The following is a 20,461-nucleotide window of genomic DNA, read 5'->3' on the forward strand; positions in this document are numbered from 1 at the left end:
GACCCGTCACCATCGTGGCGGGTCGTTGCTGTCGCCGAGGGCGGCAATCCGGCGGGGAGGCTCAGGCCGTCGCGAACGTGGGCACGCTGGCGAGCAATTTCCGGGTATAGGCCTGGCTCGGATTCCCGTAGATCTGTGCGCAGGAACCGGATTCGACGAGCTCGCCGTGGCGCAGCACCGCCACCGCATCACTGACATGACGCACCACCGCCAGGTCGTGCGAGATGAACAGCATCGTCAGCCCGAGGCGTTCACGCAGATCGAGCAGCAGATTCAGGACCTCGGCCTGGACCGAGCAGTCCAGCGCGGAGGTGATCTCGTCGGCGATGATCACCTCCGGCTCCACTGCCAGGGCACGCGCCACCGCGATCCGCTGACGCTGGCCGCCGGAGAACTCGTGCGGATAGCGCTGGGCGACAGCGGGGTCGAGCGACACCGTTTCCAGCCAGCGCCCGATCGCCTCGGTGTGTCTGCGCGGATTGGCGCGGGCCGGGTCGATGGCTTCGGCGATGGCGGCACCGATGGTCATGCGCGGGTTCAGCGAGGCGTAGGGATCCTGGGAGACCAACTGCACACGTCGCCGCGACTCACGCGACGGCTTCCCCGTCAGTGACTGCCCGTCGAGGGTGATCTGTCCGGCACTCGGTGCCAGCAGTCCGACCACGGCTTTCGCGATGGTCGACTTGCCCGACCCCGATTCGCCGACCAAGCCCAGGGTTTCGCCGGTCGGCACCCGAAGCGTCACGTCGTCGACCACGGTGACCCCGCGTCGGCCGGAGCCGTACGAGACGGTGAGTCCGAGGATTTCGAGTCCACTGCTCATCGCGCGGAGACCTCCTGTGCGAGTGGGGCATTGACAACATGGCAGGCCACCCCGCCGACCTGTGGTGGCAACTCGGCCTCACACCGGGGCACCGCGAGCGGGCACCGTGGTGCGAACGCGCATCCGGCGGGCCTGTCCGCGGGGGCGGGCGGGCGGCCCGGAATGGTCGCCAGCCTGCCGCTGGAAGCGCTGCCGTCGAGAGTGGGGCTGGCCGCCAGCAAGGCCTGGGTGTACGGATGCCGAGCTCGCCCGGCTCGCAGCTCCTCGGCGGTCAGCTCCTCGACGACGCGGCCCGCGTACATCACGACCACGCGATGACACAGTGTGCCGACCACGCCGATGTCATGGGAGATGAACAGCATGCCGGTGCCACGGTCGTTGATCTCGCGCAGCAGGTCGAGAACTTCCGCCTGCACCGTCACGTCCAGCGCCGTGGTCGCCTCGTCGGCGATGATCAGCCGCGGATCGGGCAGCACAGCCGCGGCGATCATCGCCCGCTGACGCATGCCACCCGAGAGCTGATGGGGGTACTGGCCGAGCACGGTCTCGGGGTCGCGCACATGCACGCGCCGCAACGCCTCGGCCGCCGCCGCCATGGCATCGCGTCGGCACGTCTCGAGATGTACGCGAAGCACTTCGGTGAGCTGACTACCGATGCGCTGCGCCGGATTGAACGACGCCGACGGATCCTGGTAGACGATGCCGATCGCCGTCGCCAACCGCACCGGATCGCTGTCGGCGGCGGTCAGGTCGAGCCCGTCGAGATCGAGACAGGCCGCCCGGGTGCTCAGTTCGTCGGGCAGCAGTCGCGCCACCGCCATCGCCGTGAGGGACTTGCCCGAGCCGGATTCGCCGACGAGGCCGACGATTTCACCGGGCGCCACCTGCAGGGAGACCGAATCGACCAGGCGCACACCGTTGTCCAACTCGATGCTGAGGTCGGTCACCGTCAGCAACGCCTCGGGCGAGGGAGCCTGGGGGGCGAGCGGTTTCGGCACCGCCGTCACGCGTCGCTGCTCGGTGCGTTCGCGCGGGTCGAGGGTGGCGGCCAGACCGTCACCGATCAGCGAGGCGAACACGCCTGTCACCGTGATGGCGACGGCGGGCCCGAGCGCTTCCGACGGGGTGGTGTAGAGCGAACGCAGGCCCCCGTTGAGCATCGAGCCCCAGTCGTATTGGGGATTCTGCACACCGAGACCGAGGAACGACAGCCCGGAGAGGGCGACCAGAACCTGCGCGTACGCGGAGGACAGCAGCACCAGTAGCGGCCCGGCGATGTTCGGCAGCAGGTGCCTGCTCATCACCCTCGCCGGTGAGACGCCGAGTAGCTTGGCGGCGGAGACGAAGTCGCGCCCGGCGACCGAACCGGCGAGGTTGGCGGTGAGCCGCGCGAACGACGGTGAACCACCGAGCACGATGGCGATCACCGACGCAGTCGGTCCGGCGCCGAGAACGGTCGCCACCACCAGCGCCATGATCAATGTCGGTGCGGTGACCATGATGTCGATGATTCGCAGTCCGATTTCGCGTACTCGCGGCCCGGACACCCAGACCGCGGTGCCGATCGCGATACCGAGTGCGGCCGCCAACGCTGTCGCCACGGTGGTCAAGACCAGGGTGAGCCGGGCCGCGACCAGGGTGCGTGCCCAGACATCACGCCCGAGCGAGTCGGTGCCGAGCCAGTGCTCGGCGCTGATCCCCGCCCGCACGGTCGAGGACATGGCGGCGGCGGTGTCGCCCAGCAGTGGCGGCGCGATCAGCGCGACGAGCGCGACGGCGGTGAAACCGATCGCACCGACCACCAGGGAGGGATGGGGACGAGTCTTCATCGGTTACCTCCGGCCAGCGACGAACGCGGATCGAGGATCGCCAGCGCGATATCGACCAGCAGGTTGAGAACGGCGGCCAGCAGACCGAGGACCAGCACACAGCCCTGGATCACCGGGTAGTCGCGCACCAGCAGCGCGTCGACCACTCGCTGCCCGATCCCCGGCCACGCGAACACCGTTTCCACGATCACCGTGCCACCCAGCATCGAGGCGAGCACCAGACCACTCAGGGTCATCACCGCGGTGAGCAGATTGGGGAGCACGTGGCGGGTGTACAGCCGCAGCGGGGGCAGACGCCTACCGCGCGCGGTGCGGATGTAGTCCTGAGACAGCACTGTTCCGGCTTCGCGTCGCACCACTCGCGCCATCACACACATGCTGGGCAGGCTGATGGCCAGCACGGGCAGGATCAGCGATTGGGTCGTCTGTGCCCCACCCGCGGGCAGCAACCCCAGGGTGATCGCGAAGACCACCACCAGGGCGGTGCCGACCACGTATTCCGGTACGGCACCGAGCAATCCGGTCGACAGGGTGAACGCCCCGTCGGTGCGTCGACTGTGCCGGGCCGCGACCGCGATGCCGAGCGGCAGCGCGATCGCCAGGACCAGGATCAGCGAGAACACGGCCAGCTGCGCGGTGAACGGCAGCCGCGCCGCGATCACGTCCGAGACTGCCTCCCTGGTCTGGAAGGAACGACCGAGGTCGCCCTGCAGCAGGCCCGACACGTAGTCGAAGAAGCGGGTGAGCACCGGGCGGTCGAGCCCGAGTTCGGTCCGGATCCGGGCGATGTCGGCCTGGGTCGCGTTCTGACCGGCCAGTGATTCGGCCGGGTCACCGGGGATGAGCTGGATCATTGCGAAGGTGACCACGACGAGCACCACCGCCACCGCGAGGAGTCCGGCCGCGCGGCGCAGCGCGAAGCCGAACCACCCTGTCACGAGCCGATCCGGAGGGTGCTGAGGTCGATCTGACCGTTGGGGATATGGGCCCGCACACCGTCGCTGAACACGTAGCGCACGTTCAGCGTCGACAGCGGCACGATGTCGACGGCGCTGAGCAGACCAGCCTGGCCCTGCTGCCAGGCGGCGCACTTGGCCGTCTGATCGGTGGTGACGACGGCCGCGCGCAGACCCTGGTCGAAGGCGTTGTTGTGGGTCGCGCCGTAGTTGCGGCCCTGGGGCGGTTCGGCGCCGGTGAGCAGGTTCGACGCGGTGAGCAGCGTGGTCGACAGTGACGCCATCACATTGATGTCCCAGTCGCCGCTGGGCAGCACCGACGATGCCCAGGTGTTGTTGTCGACATTGACCAGCTTCACCTCGGCGCCCGCCGCGCGCAGTGCCTCGGCGACATAGGTGTTGCCCGCGCCGTCGGCGATCGCGTTGGTGCCCGTCACGGTGATCTTCTTGCCCGTGAGGACTCGGGTGGCCGAGGCGAGATCGTGCTGGGTCAGCAGGGCGTCGTCGGTGTTGGCGCAGACGTTGGCGGTGCTGTCGACATAGCTGTTCAGCAGGGTTCCGGAGCCGCCGAGAACCTTGTCGTAGGCCCTGGCGTCTACGGCCTGCGCGACGGCTTTGCGGAATTCCGCGTCGGCACCGGCCTTGCCCGCACGCTGGTTGAAGAACAGGAAGTTGCGGATCATCGGCGCGGTCGCGGTCTCGAATCCCTGTTCCAGCCGGGTGCCGTCGGGACCGGTGAAACCGGCGAAGTCGAGCTGACCGGTCTGCAGGAGATTGGCCGCCGCCGATTCACTCTTGACGATGCTGAGCTCGATCGTGGCGGGCGAGCGACCGGACCGGTCGGCGGCGAAGGCGGGAAACGCGTCGAATCCCTCGCGCAGGGACGCGGTGTAGCGGGAGCCGCGTTCGCTCGCGGTGATGACGTAGGGACCTGTACCCGCGCCCGGCACCGAGCCGGTGGCCAGGCCGGTGGGGTCGTCCAGGCCAGGTTTACAGATGATGCCCGCGTTGACCAGGCCCAGCGAGGGGAGCAGCTCCGACCACGGGTTGGCCATGCGCACCGAGACGGTGCCTGCGGCGTCGTCGCCGGTGATGGTGGTCTTGTCGCCGGCGTTGGCCGCGCCGAATGTGTAGGCCGCGCCGGGGGCGGTCTTGCGGAAGTACTCCAGCGAGGCAGCGACCTGGCTCGCGGTGAGCGGGGCACCGTCGGAGCAGGTCAGGCCCTTGTTCAGGGTGAAGGTCGCCTGCGTCGCGGTGACGTCCCAGCTGGCAGCCAGCCGGGGGACGACGACGTTCTTGTCGTCGAGACCGACCAGCGTCGAGTACAGCAGACGACCGAAGGCGTAGTCGGAGGAGCCGGCCGCCCGCGCGGGGTCGAAGCTGCCCAGATCGGAGGTCAGGGCCAGGCGCACGGTCGCGTCGGACGCGGCCGAGCCCGGACCGCTGGTCTGTGATGTCGTGCACGCGGCGAGCGTCGCGGCCGCCGCGACACACGCTGCGGCGAAGAGGGGGCGTTTCATGCGAACTCCTTGATGCGTGAGGTGACATCAAGGAATCAGTGCCGCTGTCAGGACCTGACTGTTCGCAGCTATCAGCCGCAGGAAGGCCGTGGTATGCGGAAAAAGGGCAACCTCAGCTCATGTGCTGCGGATATTCGCCAGGTCGAGGGGGCTCTGGTCCGCCCTGTCCGGTGGCCGAGGCGGCTGGGTGCCGAATTTTATTGTGCGATAGCCGCGGTGACCGAATCGGGGCGACCGCGCAGGAGGTCGACGAGGGCGTCCTCGGCACTGGAGGCCGCGCCGTCCTCCCAGCGCCCGATCGGGATGTGGCGCAGGTGGCGCCCGTGCGGGTCGAGCAAGGTGGCCCCGATCTTCAACGGCCACAACGCCATCGAGCGATCGGCGATGGTCAGTTCCGGCATGGCTTCGGTGAGCCGCGCCTCGAACGCGGGCATGTCGGCCATCGTGCGCAGCCAGACGTTGAAGATCAGATTGCGTGGACCGGTCAGCGAGTAGCACATGCGGGTCTCGCGCATCGCCGCGATCGCGTTGCCGATCTCCGGCACGCGCGACAGTGGCGCCGCGGCCCAGAAGGTGACGCTGAGCGGCCAACCCGAGATGGAGCGGGCCACCTCGCAGCGATAGGCGATGGCATTGTCCTGCTCGAGCCGGGCCAGCCGCCTGCGCACGGTGGTGGGGCTCATCTCGGTGCGTTCGGCCAGCGCGGTGACCGATTGGCGGCAGTCGCGACTGAGCTCGGTGACCAGCGGGATGTCGTCGGCGTGGATCGAGCCGTAGCCGGGGGAGCGTCGGCGCGCAGGGGCGACCAGCGAGGTGTGAGCCATCCGTGCGCGGTCGAGTCGCCAGCGGCTGCCCTCGGTGAACGAGGTGGTCACCACCTGGGAGCGGGTGGTGACCACGCCGTCGAGCGTGCCGAGCCGGAAGGTGATGTAGCGGGCCAAGGACGCGTGGTCGAAGAACACCGCGGTGATCATCAGGTCGCGCGCGCCCGTGGTGAGTTCGACGGTCACCAGGTTCACGTCTAGCGCGAGTTCGGCCGCGACCTCGTGCAGACGTCTCGGCGCGCAGTCGATTTCGATGATGGCCAGAAGCGGCGATACGCCGTCGATGCTGACCGGATAGCAGGTGAGCCAGGCCAGCCCCGCGTTCTGCAGACGCGTCCAGCGGCGGGCAGCGGTGGAGCCGTCGATGCCCAGCGCACGGCCGATCTGCTGCCACTGTGCCCGCGGCGCCACCTGCAACGCGGCCACCAATTGGTAGTCCAGTTCGTCCAGAGTGGCGAAATTCTGCATAGTTTTGCCTTTCGGTGGCGAGATCCGGCGAATTCTATCGGCCCGGTGACTCGGTCGGCACGGTGATGTGGCCCGCCGCTTCCCGGACCCGAAGGACTTCGCAGTGATGAACGAAATCAGCGCGCCGCCACAATCCCTGCTCGCCGGTCTCGGCCGCTCGGTCGTCGCAGCGCCCACCGAGGACCGCTGGCAGCAGCTGTACCGCCGGTTCCACGCGTATCCGGAACTGTCGGGCGTGGAATTCGCGACCGCGAGCTTGGTGGCCGAACAGTTGCGCACGCTTCCCGGCTGGGAGGTGACCGAACGAGTCGGCGGCACCGGCGTGGTCGCGGTGTTGCGAGGCGGGCCCGGACCCGTCGTCTGGATGCGCGCCGATATGGACGCCCTGCCGGTGCAGGAGGACACCGGCGTCGACTACTCCTCGACCGTCTCGGGTGTCATGCATGCCTGCGGACACGATGTGCACGTCACCGCCCTGCTCGGTGCCTGCGCGGAGCTGTCCGCCGACGACACGCTGACCGGCACCGTTGTCGCGATCTTCCAGCCCGCGGAGGAAACCGGCGCCGGCGCGGCCGGAATGCTGAACGACGGTCTGCTGGAACGCTTTCCACGGCCGGATATCTGCCTCGGTCAACACGTGGGACCGACGCCCGCCGGTCTTGTCGTGACCCGCGCCGACATCGTGATGGCGGCCTCGGATTCGGTCCGGGTGCGGTTGGCCGGGGTCGGCGGACACGGTTCGACTCCGCACCTGGCCGTGAACCCGTTGACCATGGCGGCGTCGCTGGTCCTGCGCTTGGAGGCTCTGGTGGCACGACAGGCGGCGGTGGCATCGGGGCCGGTGCTCACCGCGGGGTCCTTGCACGTCGGCACGAGGCCGAACATCATCGCCGAGACCGCGGAACTACTACTCACCCTGCGCACGTTCTCCGATCGATCGCGCGAGCAGATGATGGAGGCGATCAGGCGGGTGGTCGCGGCCGAGGCCGCCGCCGCGGGTGCGCTCGTCGACCCGGAGGTCGAGTTCTTCCACCCGTTCCCGATGACGGTGAACACCCCCGGCGACACCGAGCGGGTGATGGCCGAACTCGGCGCGTCCGGGCTGGCCGTGCTGCCGCTACGCAATCCCCTCAGCGGCAGTGAGGATTTCGGCCTGCTGGGGACCGCGGCGGGCTGCCCGTCGGTGTTCTGGAACGTCGGTGGCTTCGGCGCCGACCGATTCGGCCCCACCGAAGCCGCGTACATGCTGGCAGAAGGCACGCTGCCGCCCTATCTGCCCACCAATCACTCGTCGCGATTCGCTCCAGATCCCGCGGTGACACTGCCCGCCGCGATCACCGCGATGAGCGCTGCGGTACGGGCGGAACTGGGTGTCGGCGAACGTTGCGCAGCCGTGAAATGAACGCTCGGTGTGACTCCCGTCTCGTTCACCGAGCTGGCATCGACACGACACTGAGGTGTCGCCCCGATGCCAGCTCGGACTGGCTTCATCAGCAGTATGACAATTTCGTCCGTGTTGACCGCCCCGGCGCCGGACTCCGGGGTGGGGAAATCTCGGTACTCCTTGGTCGTCGCGTCTGATGCCGAGCACCGGGAAGCCGCACAGCGACTGCGCTATCAGGTGTTCGCCTCCGAACCCGGTTTCCAGATGCCCGAGAACGCCACCGGCCTCGACGCCGACAAGTTCGACGAGCACTGCGACCACCTGCTGGTTCGGGACGAGTTCTCCGAACAGTTCGTCGGCTGCTACCGCATGCTGCCGCCGGACAAGGTCGACGCGGCGGGCGGCTACTACACCGCCACCGAGTTCGATCTGACCCAGCTCGATCCCACGGGCAACCGGATCGTCGAGATGGGCCGGGCCTGCGTGGTGCCCGATCACCGCAACGGTTCGGTGCTCACCCTCATGTGGGCGGGCATCCTGCACTACATCCAGCTCACTGGCTACGACTGGGTGATGGGCTGTGTGTCGGTGCCGATGCGGGATTCGCCGACCGATCCGGCCGGAGTGAATGTGCGCGGCGTGCGCGATCAGCTGCTCGGCCGCCACGCGTGCGACCCCGAGCGTCGGGTGCACCCGTACAACCCGGTCGTCGTCGACGGACTCTCCCTCGATCAGATGACCCCGCCGAGCCGCCCCAAGATGCCGCCGCTGCTGCGCGGCTACCTGCGCCTCGGCGCCGAGATCTGCGGCGAACCGGCCCATGATCCCGATTTCGCCGTCGCCGACTTCGTCGCGCTGCTCGGCATGGAAACCATCAACACTCGGTACCTGGAGCGGCTGCAGAGCGCGGCCGCCAATTTCGACGGGAAGTAAACCCCATGGTGTTCGACGCGCCGCTCGCAACGCACTCTCATTCGTGGATGCCGTCGAGCCCCTGTGGGTCCGGCTGCATCGAGCCGATCGACGAGGTCGGCACCGCCAGGATGTTCGCCCGGCTGGCCGGAATGGCCGGGCTGGTACTCAGCTTCCCGGTACTGACCGTGGCCACTCCGAAGTCGCGGCGCGAGCAGTTGCAGCGCCGCTACGCCAGGGCGGCACTGAGTTGCCTCGGGATGCGATTACGCATCATCGACAATCGGATTCCCGAGCAGTCCTCGACGGAGGGCTTCGCCGACACCGGCACCGCGGTGATGATCGTGGCCGGGCACATCGGCTGGGCGGATGTGGTGGCGCTGGCCGCGGTGCAGCCGGTCAGCTTCGTGGCTCGTGCCGACATGGTCGAGTGGCCGCTGCTGGGCAAACTCGCCAAGCTCACCCGCGTGATCCCGATCGAGCGGGCGCGACTGCGGGAACTGCCCGGTGTGGTCGGGCAGGTGGCCGACCGGCTGTCCGCGGGTAACCGGATCGTCGTCTTCCCCGAGGGCACCACCTGGTGCGGCCGGGCCTACGGCTCGATGCGGCCCGCCATGTTCCAGGCCGCCGTCGACACCGCCACCCCGGTCCAGCCGGTGCGGCTGCGGTACCTGGACAGCGACGGAATGCCGTGCACCGTACCGGGTTTCGTCGGCACCGATACCTTCGCCGATTCCGCGAAGCGGGTGCTGCGCAGCAAGGGCATGATCGCCGAGATCGTGCTGGAGCCGCTCGAACACCCCGGACCGGATCGCCGGGATCTGGCCCGGCGCTGCGAGGCGGCGGTGCGTGGCACCGACCGTTCCCGCCACGGGGTGGCCGACACTCAGTGGATCGAAGCGGGCAATACCCGCGTGCAGGACCCCTCGATGGGGGAGCAGGGGGAGGTTCGCCGCCCGGCGAGGGCTACTGCCTGGTAACCATTCCCGGCCGGAATCATCGACGACCGGAGACCGCGTTCGCGGTCTCCGGTTTTGTCGTCTGCGCCGGAGGAATCGTCACGGATGTGCAGGTCGGTGATCGAGCGACGAATAGTGGAAATGTGAAACGCTCCTGTCCGCTCGGAGATGTTTCGTCCTGCGTATGACCTGCGTATGAGCTGTGTAACAAACTGGCCAGTCGGCTATACCCATTGGTGTGTACGTTGAAACGATCAAATTGCCACTGCGCCGAAATTGATGAGATATTTGCGGTACCGTCACGCAGGATTTTTCCGATACCCCGTGTAGCCGAGAGTCCAGGCGATGTTCGAGATGTGCGATCGCAAGGGTGATCCATGGTGAAGGGAAGCCTTTCCGGTGACTGAGCAAGCTTCTGGCGTACGCCGTCGCGCCGCACGGCGAATCCGCCGCGCGCCCGTGACGTCCACGTTGCCGCGCCTCCTGCTGGCCGCCGTCGAGCGCGCCCCCGAGGCGCCCGCGTTGCGATTCGCCGGGCAGACCCTCACCTACACCGAACTGGACCAGTGGTCGTCGCGTCTGGCCAGGGTGCTGATCGCCCGCGGCCTCGGCCCCGGTGACCGGTTCGTCCTCGCGCTGACCCGCTCGATCGAGTCCGTGGTCGCGGTCTGGGCGGCCGCCAAGTCCGGCGCCACCTTCGTGCCCGTCGATCCCCGCTACCCGGCCGAACGGGTGGCCCATATGCTCGCCGACTCCGGTGCCGCGTTCGGGCTGGCCAAGACGGCGGACGCGGCCCGGCTCGACGCCGGGATCCAGTGGCTCGCCCTCGATTCCGACGAGTTCGGCGCCGAATGCGCCGCGATGTCGGACGAACCCGTGAGCGCGGGCGAACGCGTCCGCAGGCTTTCCCCGGACGACCTCGCCTACATCATCTACACCTCCGGCTCGACCGGCGTCCCCAAGGGGGTCGCGGTCACCCACACCGGCCTGGCCGGTCTGTGCGCCGAACAGGTCCGCCGCTTCGGCATCACCGCCGCCTCGCGCACGCTGCACTTCGCCTCGCCCAGCTTCGACGCCAGCATGCTGGAGATGCTGCTGGCGATCGGCGCGAGCGCGACGATGGTCATCGCGCCGCCCGATGTCTACGGTGGCGACGAACTGACCGAACTGCTGCGCGCCGAACGGGTGACCCACGCCTTCATTACGCCCGCCGCCCTGGCCGGGCTCGACCCGACGGCGCTGCCGGAACTGGCCGCGCTCGCCGTCGGCGGTGAGGCCTATCCGCCCGAGTTGATCGCGCGGTGGGCGCCCGGCCGCGCGTTCTTCAATGTGTACGGCCCGACCGAGACCACCATCGTCTGCGCGATGAGCGATCGGCTGACCGCCGACGACGTGATCACCATGGGCGACACGATCCCCGGGATGACGGCACTGGTCCTCGACGCCCGCCTGCGCCCGGTTCCGGATCGGGTGCCCGGCGAGCTGTATCTCACCGGCGAGGGTCTGGCCCGCGGCTACCACGATCGCGCCGGGCTCACCGCGAGCAGATTCGTCGCCGACCCGCTCGGTCGCGGCAGGCTCTATCGCACCGGTGACCTGGTGCAGTGGGTTCCCGTGCCCGGCGGGGTCGGCCTGAAATTCCTCGGGCGCACCGACGCGCAGGTGAAGCTACGTGGTTTCCGCATCGAACTCGGCGAGATCGACGCGCTGTTCGCCGCCGACGACGCGGTGCGCTTCGCCGCCACGCTGATCCGGACGCTGCCCAGCGGGGAGAGCGCGCTCGTCTCCTACCTCGTCGCGGCCCCGGGTGCCACGATCGACACGGCGGCACTCACCCGGCTGGCCGAGCGGCACCTGCCCCAGCACGCGGTGCCCGCCGCGATCGTGGTGCTCGACGAGGTGCCGTTGACGCCGGTCGGCAAGCTCGATCACCGGGCACTGCCCGCGCCGGAACTCACCGCCCGCGAGTTCGAGGAGCCGCGCGGTGACACCGAACGCACCGTGGCCGCGGTCTTCGCCGAACTGCTCGGCGCCGACCCGATCGGGCGCGGCGACGACTTCTTCGCCCTCGGTGGCAATTCGCTGCTCGCCACCCAGCTGGCCGGCCGGGTCGGTGCCGCGGTGGGTGTGCGGGTACCGGCCCGCACCGTGTTCGAGCACGGCACGGTGGCCGAGCTGGCCGGTGCGCTCGACGCGCTGGTCGGTGCCGCGTCGGCGCGGGTGCCGCTGACCCGCCGCGAACGTGGTGCGCACGTCCCGCTGTCGCTGGCCCAGCAGCGCATGTGGTTCATGGCGCGGCTGGATCCCGACTCCAGCGCCTACAACATCCCGGTCGCGCTGCGGCTGACCGGCCCGCTCGATACCGTCGCGCTCACCGCCGCACTCGACGACGTGCTCGAACGCCACGAGGTGCTGCGCACGGTGTATCCCGAGCACGAGGGCGCGGGCTTCCAGCAGGTGCTGCCCCTGGCGCAGGCCGGCCTCGACGTGGTGGTCGACCCGATCGCGGAAGCCGATCTGCCGGGCGCACTGGCCAGGCTGACGTTCGGCGGATTCGATGTGTGCCGTCGAGTTCCCGTGCGCGCGGCCGTCTTCCGGCTCTCCGCGACCGACCATGTGCTGGCGGTGGTCGTGCACCACATCGCCACCGACGGCTTCTCGCTCGGCCCGCTGACGCGCGACCTGATGACCGCCTACGCCGCCCGCGCCGCCGGTGCGGCGCCCGGCTGGGCGCCGTTGCCCGTGCAGTACGCGGACTACACGCTCTGGCAGCAGGAAATGCTCGGCGCGGCAGACGATGCCGGCTCGCTGCTGGCCGAACAGCTCGGGTTCTGGCGCACCGCGCTCGCCGGTGCCCCGGCCCTGCTCGAGCTGCCCACCGACCGGCCGCGTCCGCCGGTGGCGGGCACTCGCGGCGCCGCCCAGGATTTCGCGGTGTCCGCCGAGGTGCATGCCGCGCTGGAAACCCTGGCGCGCGAACACAATGCCTCGCTGTTCATGGTGGTGCGGGCGGCGCTGTCGGTGCTGCTGGCGCGGGTCGCCGGTACTGAGGACGTCACCGTCGGCGCGCCGGTCGCGGGCCGTGGCGAGCCCGAGCTCGACGATCTCGTCGGCATGTTCGTCAACACCATCGTGTTGCGCACCCGCGTCGACGCCGCCGAATCCTTCGCGTCCCTGCTCGATCGGGTTCGCGATATCGATCTGGCCGCCTTCGCCCACGCCGATGTGCCGTTCGAACGCCTTGTCGCCGAACTGGATCCGCCGCGCACCCAGGCGCACCACCCGCTGTACCAGGTGGCGCTGTCGTTCCAGAACTTCGGCGCCACGCGCCTCGAACTGCCCGAGCTGACGGTGTCGGCGGTGGATCTGGGCGAGGAAGCGGCACCGGTGGATCTCCAGCTCACCGTTGTTCCGCTCGAGGACAGTGACGGACCCGCCGGTCTGCGCTGCTCCTGGCGCTACGCCACCGACCTGTTCGACGCCTCGACCATGGCCAGGCTCGGTGCCCGCCTGTCCGGGCTGCTGGCCGCGGCGGTCGCCGCCCCGCACCGGCCCGTCGGCGACCTGCCGGTCCTGACCGAAGCCGAGCTGACCGAGCCCTCGGGCGAGCTCCGGCTCGTCCCCGACGCGACGTTGCTCGACGAGTTCCAGGCCCGCGCCCAGCACCGTCCGGACGCACCCGCGGTCACTTTCGGCGAGGTCACGGTGACCTACGGCGAGCTGGCCGGCCGGGTCAACCGGCTGGCCCGGCTGCTCGTCGCCGACGGTGTCGGCCCCGGAAGCACGGTGGGCGTGGCGATTCGGCCGTCGATCGATCTCGTCGTCGCCATGTACGCCGTGTTCGCGGCCGGTGGCGCCTATGTGCCGCTCGATCCCGATTCGCCCGCCGAGCGCCGCGCCGACATCCTCGCCGCCGCACGGCCGGTCTGCCTGCTGACCACCACCGGCGACGCGATCGCGGCCGACGGCCTGCCGGTCGTCACCGTGGACCGGGTGGCACTGTCGCACCTCTCGGACGCCTGGCTGACCGACGCCGACCGGCTGCGCCCACTGCACACCCTCGACCTGGCGTATGTGATCTTCACGTCCGGTTCGACGGGCAAGCCGAAGGGCGTCGGCGTGCCGCATTCGGCGATCGTCAACCAGGCCGCGTTCATGGTCGGCGAATACGGGGTGGGGGAGTCCGACACTGTCCTGCAGTCGATTCCGTTCACCTTCGATGCCTCGATGATCGGGTTCGCTTCCCCGTTGCGCGCCGGTGCGCACATGGTCGTGGCCGCCACGCAGGGGCTCACCGATCCCGCCTACCTCGCCGAACTCGTTGCCCGCCATCGTGTGACCGGCACGACCATCGTGCCCTCGGTCCTGCAGATGCTGCTGGATGCCGCGCCCACCGGCGCCCTGCGTTCGCTGCGCGCGGTGTGGGTCGGCGGTGAGGCGCTGCCGAATGCCACCATCGAACGCTTCACCACCGTCACCGCGGGTCGACTGCACAATCTGTACGGTCCCACCGAGGCCACCGTGTCGATCACCGGCGCCGATGTGACCGAGGTGGGCGACGGCATCGTTCCGATCGGCTTGCCGCACTGGAATTCTCGCGCCTACGTGCTCGACGCGCGGCTGCGGCCGGTGCCCGTCGGCACGCCCGGCGAGCTGTACCTGGCCGGCGCGCAGCTGGCCCGCGGCTACCTCGGCAGCCCCGACAAGACGATGGAGCGATTCGTCGCCGACCCGTACGGTCCCGTCGGTGAGCGCATGTACCGCACCGGCGATCTGGTGCGCAGACTCCCGTCCGGTGATCTGACCTACCTGGGCCGCACCGACGTTCAGCTCAAACTGCACGGCCTGCGCATCGAACCCGGCGAGATCGAGGCGGCGCTGCGCACGCATCCGGCGGTCGCGGGGGCGGCGGTCGCGGTGCATCACGAACAGCTGGTCGGCTACGTGACACCCCTCGACGCATCGGTCGACACCGCCGAGGTGCTGGCGACCATTCGAACCCTGTTGCCCCCGTACATGATTCCGCACCGTCTGCTGGTGCTCGACGAGTTCCCGCTCGGGGCCACCGGCAAGCTCGACCGCAAGGCGCTGCCCGCGCCCGCCGTGGAGATTCGCGAATACCAGGCTCCGGCCACCGCCGACGAGCAGATCGTCGCCTCGGCGATCGCCGGAGCGCTCGATCTCGACCGGGTCGGCCGTGACGACGACTTCTTCGTCCTCGGCGGCACCTCGCTCGCGGCGATCCGGGTGCGCGCCACTCTCGCCGAGCAACTGGGCATCGAGGTGCCGCTGCGCCTGTTGTTCAGCTATCCGCTGGTCAGCGACCTGGCACTGGCGTTGCGCGACGAGTCGTCGGCCTCGGCCGCCGGTCCCGATCCGGCCGTGGACGCGATCCTCGACCCGTCGATCGACCTCACCGGCTGCGCGCCCCAGCGCACCGGCGCACCGGCCACGCTGCTGCTCACCGGCGCCACCGGGTTCCTCGGCAGCTTCCTGCTGCGCGAACTCCTCGAACAGACGTCGGCGACCGTCCACTGCCTGGTCCGCGCCACCGATGACGCGGGCGCGGTGGATCGCGTCGTCTCCACCGCCGCGAAATACCACATCGACCTGCGGCCCTATCGCGACCGGATCGTCGGCGTCCCCGGCGATCTCGCGCAGCCGAACCTCGGCATGGACCCACTGCGCTTCGCCGAACTCGCTGCCAGGGCCGACGCGATCTACCACAACGGCGCGCTGGTGAACCACCTCGAACCGTACGCGCGGATGCGAGCGGCCAATGTCTGCGGCACCACCGAGGTGTTGCGCCTGGCCACCACCACCAGGGTCAAGCCGATCCACTATGTGTCGACCCTGTCGGTGCTGGCGGGGGTCCCGCAGGACAACGGGGTGCCCGCCGGTCTGCCCGGTTACGCGATGACCAAGTGGGTCGCCGAGCAGCTCGTGCACGCCGCGATCGAGCGTGGCGTTCCCATCGCCGTCTACCGCCCCGGCTTGATCACCGGCGACTCCCGCACGGGCGTCGCCCCCGCCGAGGACGCCTGGTGGACGATGTTGCGGTCCATGCTGGTGCTCGGGGTGGCGGTCGATGTGCGCGCGATCGCCATCGAGATGGCCCCGGTCGACCATGTCGCGGCGGGAATCGTCAGCCGGTCCCGCCAGGCGGCGGCCATCGGCAATATCTTCCGGGCCTCCGGTGCGCAGGTGCCGCTGCAGGTCGTCTACGAGGAGATCCGCAGTCGCGGATACCGTTTCGACTTCATCGACCCGATGGAATTCGGCCTCCAGCTCTCCACCGCGGCCGAACGCCGGGACGCGGACCCCATCCTGGCGCGGGCTTCGGCACTGAGCGGCAACTACGCGGCCGCGCTCGCCAAGGCGAATCCGGCGTCGGTGCTCACCGGCGTGGAATCGGCCCCCGCCGAACCCTTCCGCGGCCTGCCGATCGAGTTCCCCGCGGTCGACGCCGCGGTCATCGCCCGCTACTTCGACCACTACATCGACATCGGCTTCTTCCCGGCGCCCGGAGCGGAGAATCTCACGCCCGCGTGAGGTGCCGCTATTGCCCTGGCGTCCCGGGGAGTGCTTCACCGGTGCTAGCACTGAGTGTCACGGGCTGGGGGAAATGTCGTCGAACGGGGGTATGTCATGCGCGACAGGTCGGCAGGCGGCCGTGGTACCGAACCATCTCGGCGAACATCAGTCCCAGGTCAAGCGGATCACCCGGATCAGCGCCATCGGCCTCGGCGTACGCACGGTGCAAGTTCGGAACGAGCCGCTCGGAGTCGCGAAGTTCCGCATACTCGCCGAGACTGATCTGTGCAGCGAGTTCCAGCACGGTCAATCCCGCTGAAATCCCTATGTCGGCCTGTTCTTCCAGCCAACATAGGTAGTCAGTAGTGGCATCGAGTATTTCGGGCCCGCCTACTGGTCCATGGCCAGGAACGACTACGTCCGGCTGCAGCGCGCGTAGGCTGTCGAGGGCTGCGAGCGAACCTGCCACAGATCCCATTTGCACAAAAGGTGTGACGCCGGCCATGGCTATATCGCCGGTGAAGAGGACCTTCTGGTGTGGCAACCACACCACAGTGTCGTCAGCCGAATGCGCGGGTCCGGCATACCTGAGTTCGACCTCCAATTCGCCGACGTATACCCGCATTTGCTGGTTGTACGTTACCGATGGCGGTCTCAGTGCAATCTCGCCCCAGTCGACTTCCGGCCAGAGCGTAGTGAGATGTAATCCCGCTGTTCTGGCTTCCGACCGAGTTCGTTCGTGCCCGACGATAGTAGCTTCGGGAAAGACATGGTTTCCGAAGCAATGGTCACCATGGAAATGCGTATTGACAATGATATTGGGCGGTTGCACCGACAGTTCGGCCGCTGCTGCACGCAGTCGCAGCGCCCGCCGCGTAGTGGCCACCGTGTCGATGAGCATCAGCTCGTCACCGCCGCGCACTATACCCGCATTATTCAGGCACCAACTGCCGTCCGGCTGAACATATGCGAACACATCTGGCGCGACTTCTTGTGTCTCGGGCTCCACGGTGCGATCATCTTCCGCCTCGCTCGATATTCGATCAAGAATCGCTCGAATCCATGGACTCGAGTCAAAGACCAGCGTTGCTCTAGCGTGCTGTCCGAATCTTCCAGGGACCCGAAAGGAACCGAAGATGAACCTTCACGTCAGCGACTCTTCTCGCAACGATCAACTTCCCGATGAGCCTGATGTGATAGTCATCGGTGGAGGCCCTGCAGGGAGTACGGTTGCAAGTCTGCTGGCTAGAGCTGGACGTCGAGTTCTTGTCCTGGAGAGAGAGAAATTTCCCAGATATCATATCGGTGAGTCCCTGGTGACCGGCGTTATGCCGGCGCTCGACGAGCTAGGAGTTCGGCACAAGATCGAGGCGGCCGGCTTCCGGAAGAAGTACGGTATCAGCTTGCTATGGGGCGCCGAACGGGAATTGTGGAGCGTTGCCTTCGGCGAGGGCGGCCCATATGAGTATGCCTATCAGGTAAAGCGTGCCGAATTCGACGCGATGCTACTCGATCACACTCGTGAGTTGGGTGCGATCGTAGTGGAAGAAGCGACCGTATCGGACGTACTGTTCGAGGACGGCCGTGCTGTCGGTGTCAAATACTCGGTAGGCCGCAAAGGTCACCAGCGTGAGCTCCGCGCCCGCTATGTGGTCGATGCTTCGGGCCAGTCAAAACTCCTGGCCAGAAAGACCGGTCGTATCGAGTGGCTGGAAGACCTCAAGAATCTTGCAGTCTGGACCTACTACCAAGGTGGCAAGTCGCTGCCGGATGATATTGATCAAGGCAATATCCTGACCGAATCGCACACCGACGGCTGGTTCTGGGTTATCCCGTTCAGTGACGGATCGCGCAGCGTCGGGTTCGTCGGGCCGAACGACACCTTTGCACAATCGGGTCTGCCTCCCGAAGAGTTCTTTCAAGCCAGGTTGGCGACGGCAAACGTGGTGCGCGAACTTCTCGACGGCGCGATCCGGATCGCGGGATATCGAACGGCTAAGGATTGGTCCTACATGTCGGCGGCCTTCTGCGGCCCGGGGCACCTCCAAGTCGGTGACGCGGCGGCTTTCGTCGATCCGCTGTTCTCGACTGGAGTCATGCTCGCCATGCGAAGTGCCGTGAATGCCGCCCGCACTGTGGATGCGATTCTGCACGATCCTGGGTCCGAGACCATGCGGCAGGCCGCCTACGAGCACGGGTACCGCGAGTTCTTCGAGACGGTGGCGTCTTTTGTTCGGTACTTCTACGACGACCGTCGTCGGCGCGGCGAGTATTGGGAGCGCGCACAGGAATTGATCGATCCAGTCCGGGAACTCGGCGAGCGCGCCGACTTCGTCAAGTTGATCTCGGGGTTGAACGTCGAGCGCGCGGTCATGACCCTGCAGGGCGACTCCGCTATGTCGGGAGACGACGTCCCGCACACCGTCAGCTCGGCTGAGCGCCAGCCCACATGATCGCGGATCCGGCTGCGCGCCTGTTCGCGGCACTCGCCATGGTGACCCTGCTCGCCTTGGTCAGCGGCGTATTGGTACGTCGTATCGGACAGCCACCGGTGATCGGCGAGATCGTCGCGGGACTTCTGCTCGGCCCGGTGTTGCTCGGGCTCCTACCGAACAGCCCGATCGCCGCGATATTCGCCACGGATACACGTGCGTTGCTCGGCGCGATCGCACAGGTCGGTCTGGTCTGCTATATGTTCACGGTCGGTCAGGAAATGCGTGGACATCGGTTGGGCACGGGTATTGGTCGAACTGCCGTCGTCGTGCTGGCTTCGACGGCTGTCCCGATGGTGTGCGGCATCGTGCTCGGACTGCTTATCGTAGATTGGCCCGGTATCGGGGGAACGAGTCAACTTCCACTCATGCTCGGTGTATTGCTGTCCATCACCGCTGTGCCGGTGCTATCCCGAATTCTCGACGAACGCGGACTTGCCGAGTCGGCTCCTGGAATTCTGAGTCTTCGGGCAGCAGCCGTCACCGACGCGATTGCTTGGGCAGCCCTTGCAGTCATGTTCGCGGGCAATTCTGGTGGCGGCCTCGGTGCGGCGCCTTTGTTGCTCCTCGTATTCGTCGGCGTGATCACGACAGTCGGACGGGTCGCGCTACGCCGCGTAATCACCGGAGCACCCCATTCCCGATCGTGGGAGTTCGCCGTTATCGCGTGCATGCTGTTCGGTTGTGCCTGGGCGACATCGTCGATCGGGTTGCATGCAGTCTTCGGTGCGCTGCTCTGTGGGGTGGTCACGCCCACTCGTGAACGTGGGGTCCCCTATTCGCACCTATCGATGCCGTTTCGGTCGGTGGCGGTGCTACTGCTTCCGGTCTATTTCCTGACCACAGGCCTCGACCTGCAGTGGAATGCGATAGGCGAGATTGGTCCGGTCTTGTTGCTCACGCTGTGCGTTGTCGCCTTCGGCGCCAAGATTTTGCCCGCGGCCGGCGCAGCCAGAGCTGTTGGGCTGGGCGCGGCTGATTCCTGGTCGGTGGGCGTGCTACTCAATACGCGAGGGCTGACCGAACTGGTCGCGCTGAACATTGCATTGAAAGCTGGAGGTATCAGCCCACCGATTTATACCATTCTTGTTCTAGTCACGTTATTAACCACGCTGCTGACATGTCCACAACTCGCCGCAATCGCCTGGGTGCGCGAGCGTTACCATCGAAGTCTCGTCGAGGGTTCGGTGGCACCCAATTATCTGCATGATTGGAAGTCGGTATGAAAATTGAAAGCACTGATATGAACCTGGGAATAACCGCAGACACGTCTTCGGTATTTGACCACCAGTGTACGGAAGTAGCGGTGATTGCCGCACCGAGGGCCGCGGTTTACCAGGCACTGTTCGAAGTGTGGGACTGGCCGAAACGATTGCCGCACGTCGCACAGATCGACCTCCAGTACAATGATGGTCAATACCAAGAATTTATGATGACCGTTGAGTCGGACGCGGGCCACGCCCCGTTGTGTGTGCGGTCGATTCGCAATTGCCGGCCCGACATCATCGAGTTCTTCCAGCCTCAGCCCCCTGCCTTCCTCGCCCATCACGCAGGAGTTTGGCGTTTGAGCGATGGAGATTCGGATGGCACCAGGGTCGAAGTCACCCATGTATGGAATTTGGCGCCGGAAGTGGCAGCGGAGATCTATCCACCCGGTGCCGCCGGATCTACTGAAGACCAAGTAACGGCCGTGTTGGCCGGTCACTCTCGGGTTGCTTTACAGGGCTGGCAGCGCGTGTTCACGGAACAAGGCCGGTGAG

At 67.5% G+C, this 20,461-nt stretch carries 12 protein-coding genes and 1 pseudogene; 7 read left to right on the forward strand and 6 right to left on the reverse strand.

Annotated elements, in window-relative coordinates:
- Window positions 1–61: 61 nt before the first annotated feature.
- The 5 genes from ACWF99_RS32435 to ACWF99_RS32455 all read right to left on the reverse strand — a co-directional run bounded on the left by ACWF99_RS32435 (window position 62) and on the right by ACWF99_RS32455 (window position 6,420).
- The gene (locus tag ACWF99_RS32435; RefSeq protein WP_378651563.1) at window positions 62–823 is read right to left on the reverse strand and encodes an ABC transporter ATP-binding protein; all 762 of its coding nucleotides are present in this window, start codon (window positions 821–823) and stop codon (window positions 62–64) included.
- Window positions 820–2,652 (reverse strand): dipeptide/oligopeptide/nickel ABC transporter permease/ATP-binding protein, encoded by a 1,833-nt coding sequence (locus ACWF99_RS32440; RefSeq protein ID WP_452538246.1) that lies wholly within the window; start codon window positions 2,650–2,652, stop codon window positions 820–822. The genes ACWF99_RS32435 and ACWF99_RS32440 overlap by 4 nt, the downstream gene beginning before the upstream one ends.
- Window positions 2,649–3,590, reverse strand: a complete 942-nt coding sequence (locus ACWF99_RS32445; protein ID WP_378633289.1) for an ABC transporter permease — start codon at window positions 3,588–3,590, stop codon at window positions 2,649–2,651. Before ACWF99_RS32445 ends, ACWF99_RS32440 begins: the two co-directional genes overlap by 4 nt.
- The gene (locus tag ACWF99_RS32450) at window positions 3,587–5,128 is read right to left on the reverse strand and encodes an ABC transporter substrate-binding protein (RefSeq protein WP_452538247.1); all 1,542 of its coding nucleotides are present in this window, start codon (window positions 5,126–5,128) and stop codon (window positions 3,587–3,589) included. The genes ACWF99_RS32445 and ACWF99_RS32450 overlap by 4 nt, the downstream gene beginning before the upstream one ends.
- 197 nt (window positions 5,129–5,325) lie before the next feature.
- Window positions 5,326–6,420 (reverse strand): Lrp/AsnC family transcriptional regulator, encoded by a 1,095-nt coding sequence (locus ACWF99_RS32455; RefSeq protein WP_378633293.1) that lies wholly within the window; start codon window positions 6,418–6,420, stop codon window positions 5,326–5,328.
- Window positions 6,421–6,526: 106 nt separating this feature from the next.
- Here ACWF99_RS32455 and ACWF99_RS32460 point away from each other — a divergent pair, with 106 nt between their 5' ends.
- The 4 genes and pseudogenes from ACWF99_RS32460 to ACWF99_RS32475 all read left to right on the forward strand — a co-directional run.
- The gene (locus ACWF99_RS32460; protein WP_452538248.1) at window positions 6,527–7,822 is read left to right on the forward strand and encodes an amidohydrolase; all 1,296 of its coding nucleotides are present in this window, start codon (window positions 6,527–6,529) and stop codon (window positions 7,820–7,822) included.
- 96 nt (window positions 7,823–7,918) lie between these two features.
- A complete protein-coding gene (locus tag ACWF99_RS32465) occupies window positions 7,919–8,737 on the forward strand; it encodes a GNAT family N-acetyltransferase (RefSeq protein ID WP_378633297.1) in 819 nt (272 codons plus the stop codon).
- A gap of 47 nt (window positions 8,738–8,784) precedes the next feature.
- Entirely contained in the window at window positions 8,785–9,696 is a 912-nt protein-coding gene (locus tag ACWF99_RS32470) for a lysophospholipid acyltransferase family protein (protein WP_452538249.1), read from the forward strand.
- 399 nt (window positions 9,697–10,095) lie between these two features.
- Window positions 10,096–16,227: pseudogene (locus ACWF99_RS32475) on the forward strand (amino acid adenylation domain-containing protein); the annotation flags it as partial.
- A 94-nt stretch (window positions 16,228–16,321) separates the two neighbouring features.
- Here the strand turns inward: ACWF99_RS32475 and ACWF99_RS32480 are convergent.
- Window positions 16,322–17,218: an MBL fold metallo-hydrolase gene (locus ACWF99_RS32480; RefSeq protein WP_452538250.1), complete on the reverse strand. Its 897-nt coding sequence runs from the start codon at window positions 17,216–17,218 to the stop codon at window positions 16,322–16,324.
- Between the two features lie 127 nt (window positions 17,219–17,345).
- Between ACWF99_RS32480 and ACWF99_RS32485 the strand changes: the two genes are divergently transcribed.
- Genes ACWF99_RS32485 through ACWF99_RS32495 form a run of 3 tightly spaced genes read left to right on the forward strand, consistent with a single transcriptional unit; the run spans window position 17,346 to window position 20,460 of the window.
- Complete coding sequence (locus ACWF99_RS32485) at window positions 17,346–18,662, forward strand: NAD(P)/FAD-dependent oxidoreductase (RefSeq protein WP_452538251.1); 1,317 nt, start codon at window positions 17,346–17,348, stop codon at window positions 18,660–18,662.
- Complete coding sequence (locus tag ACWF99_RS32490; protein WP_452538252.1) at window positions 18,659–19,927, forward strand: cation:proton antiporter; 1,269 nt, start codon at window positions 18,659–18,661, stop codon at window positions 19,925–19,927. The genes ACWF99_RS32485 and ACWF99_RS32490 overlap by 4 nt, the downstream gene beginning before the upstream one ends.
- On the forward strand, window positions 19,924–20,460 hold the full coding sequence (locus ACWF99_RS32495; RefSeq protein ID WP_452538253.1) for a hypothetical protein: 537 nt from the start codon (window positions 19,924–19,926) through the stop codon (window positions 20,458–20,460). The genes ACWF99_RS32490 and ACWF99_RS32495 overlap by 4 nt, the downstream gene beginning before the upstream one ends.
- Window position 20,461 lies beyond the last annotated feature (1 nt).

Source organism: Nocardia sp. NPDC055002, from assembly GCF_053608825.1.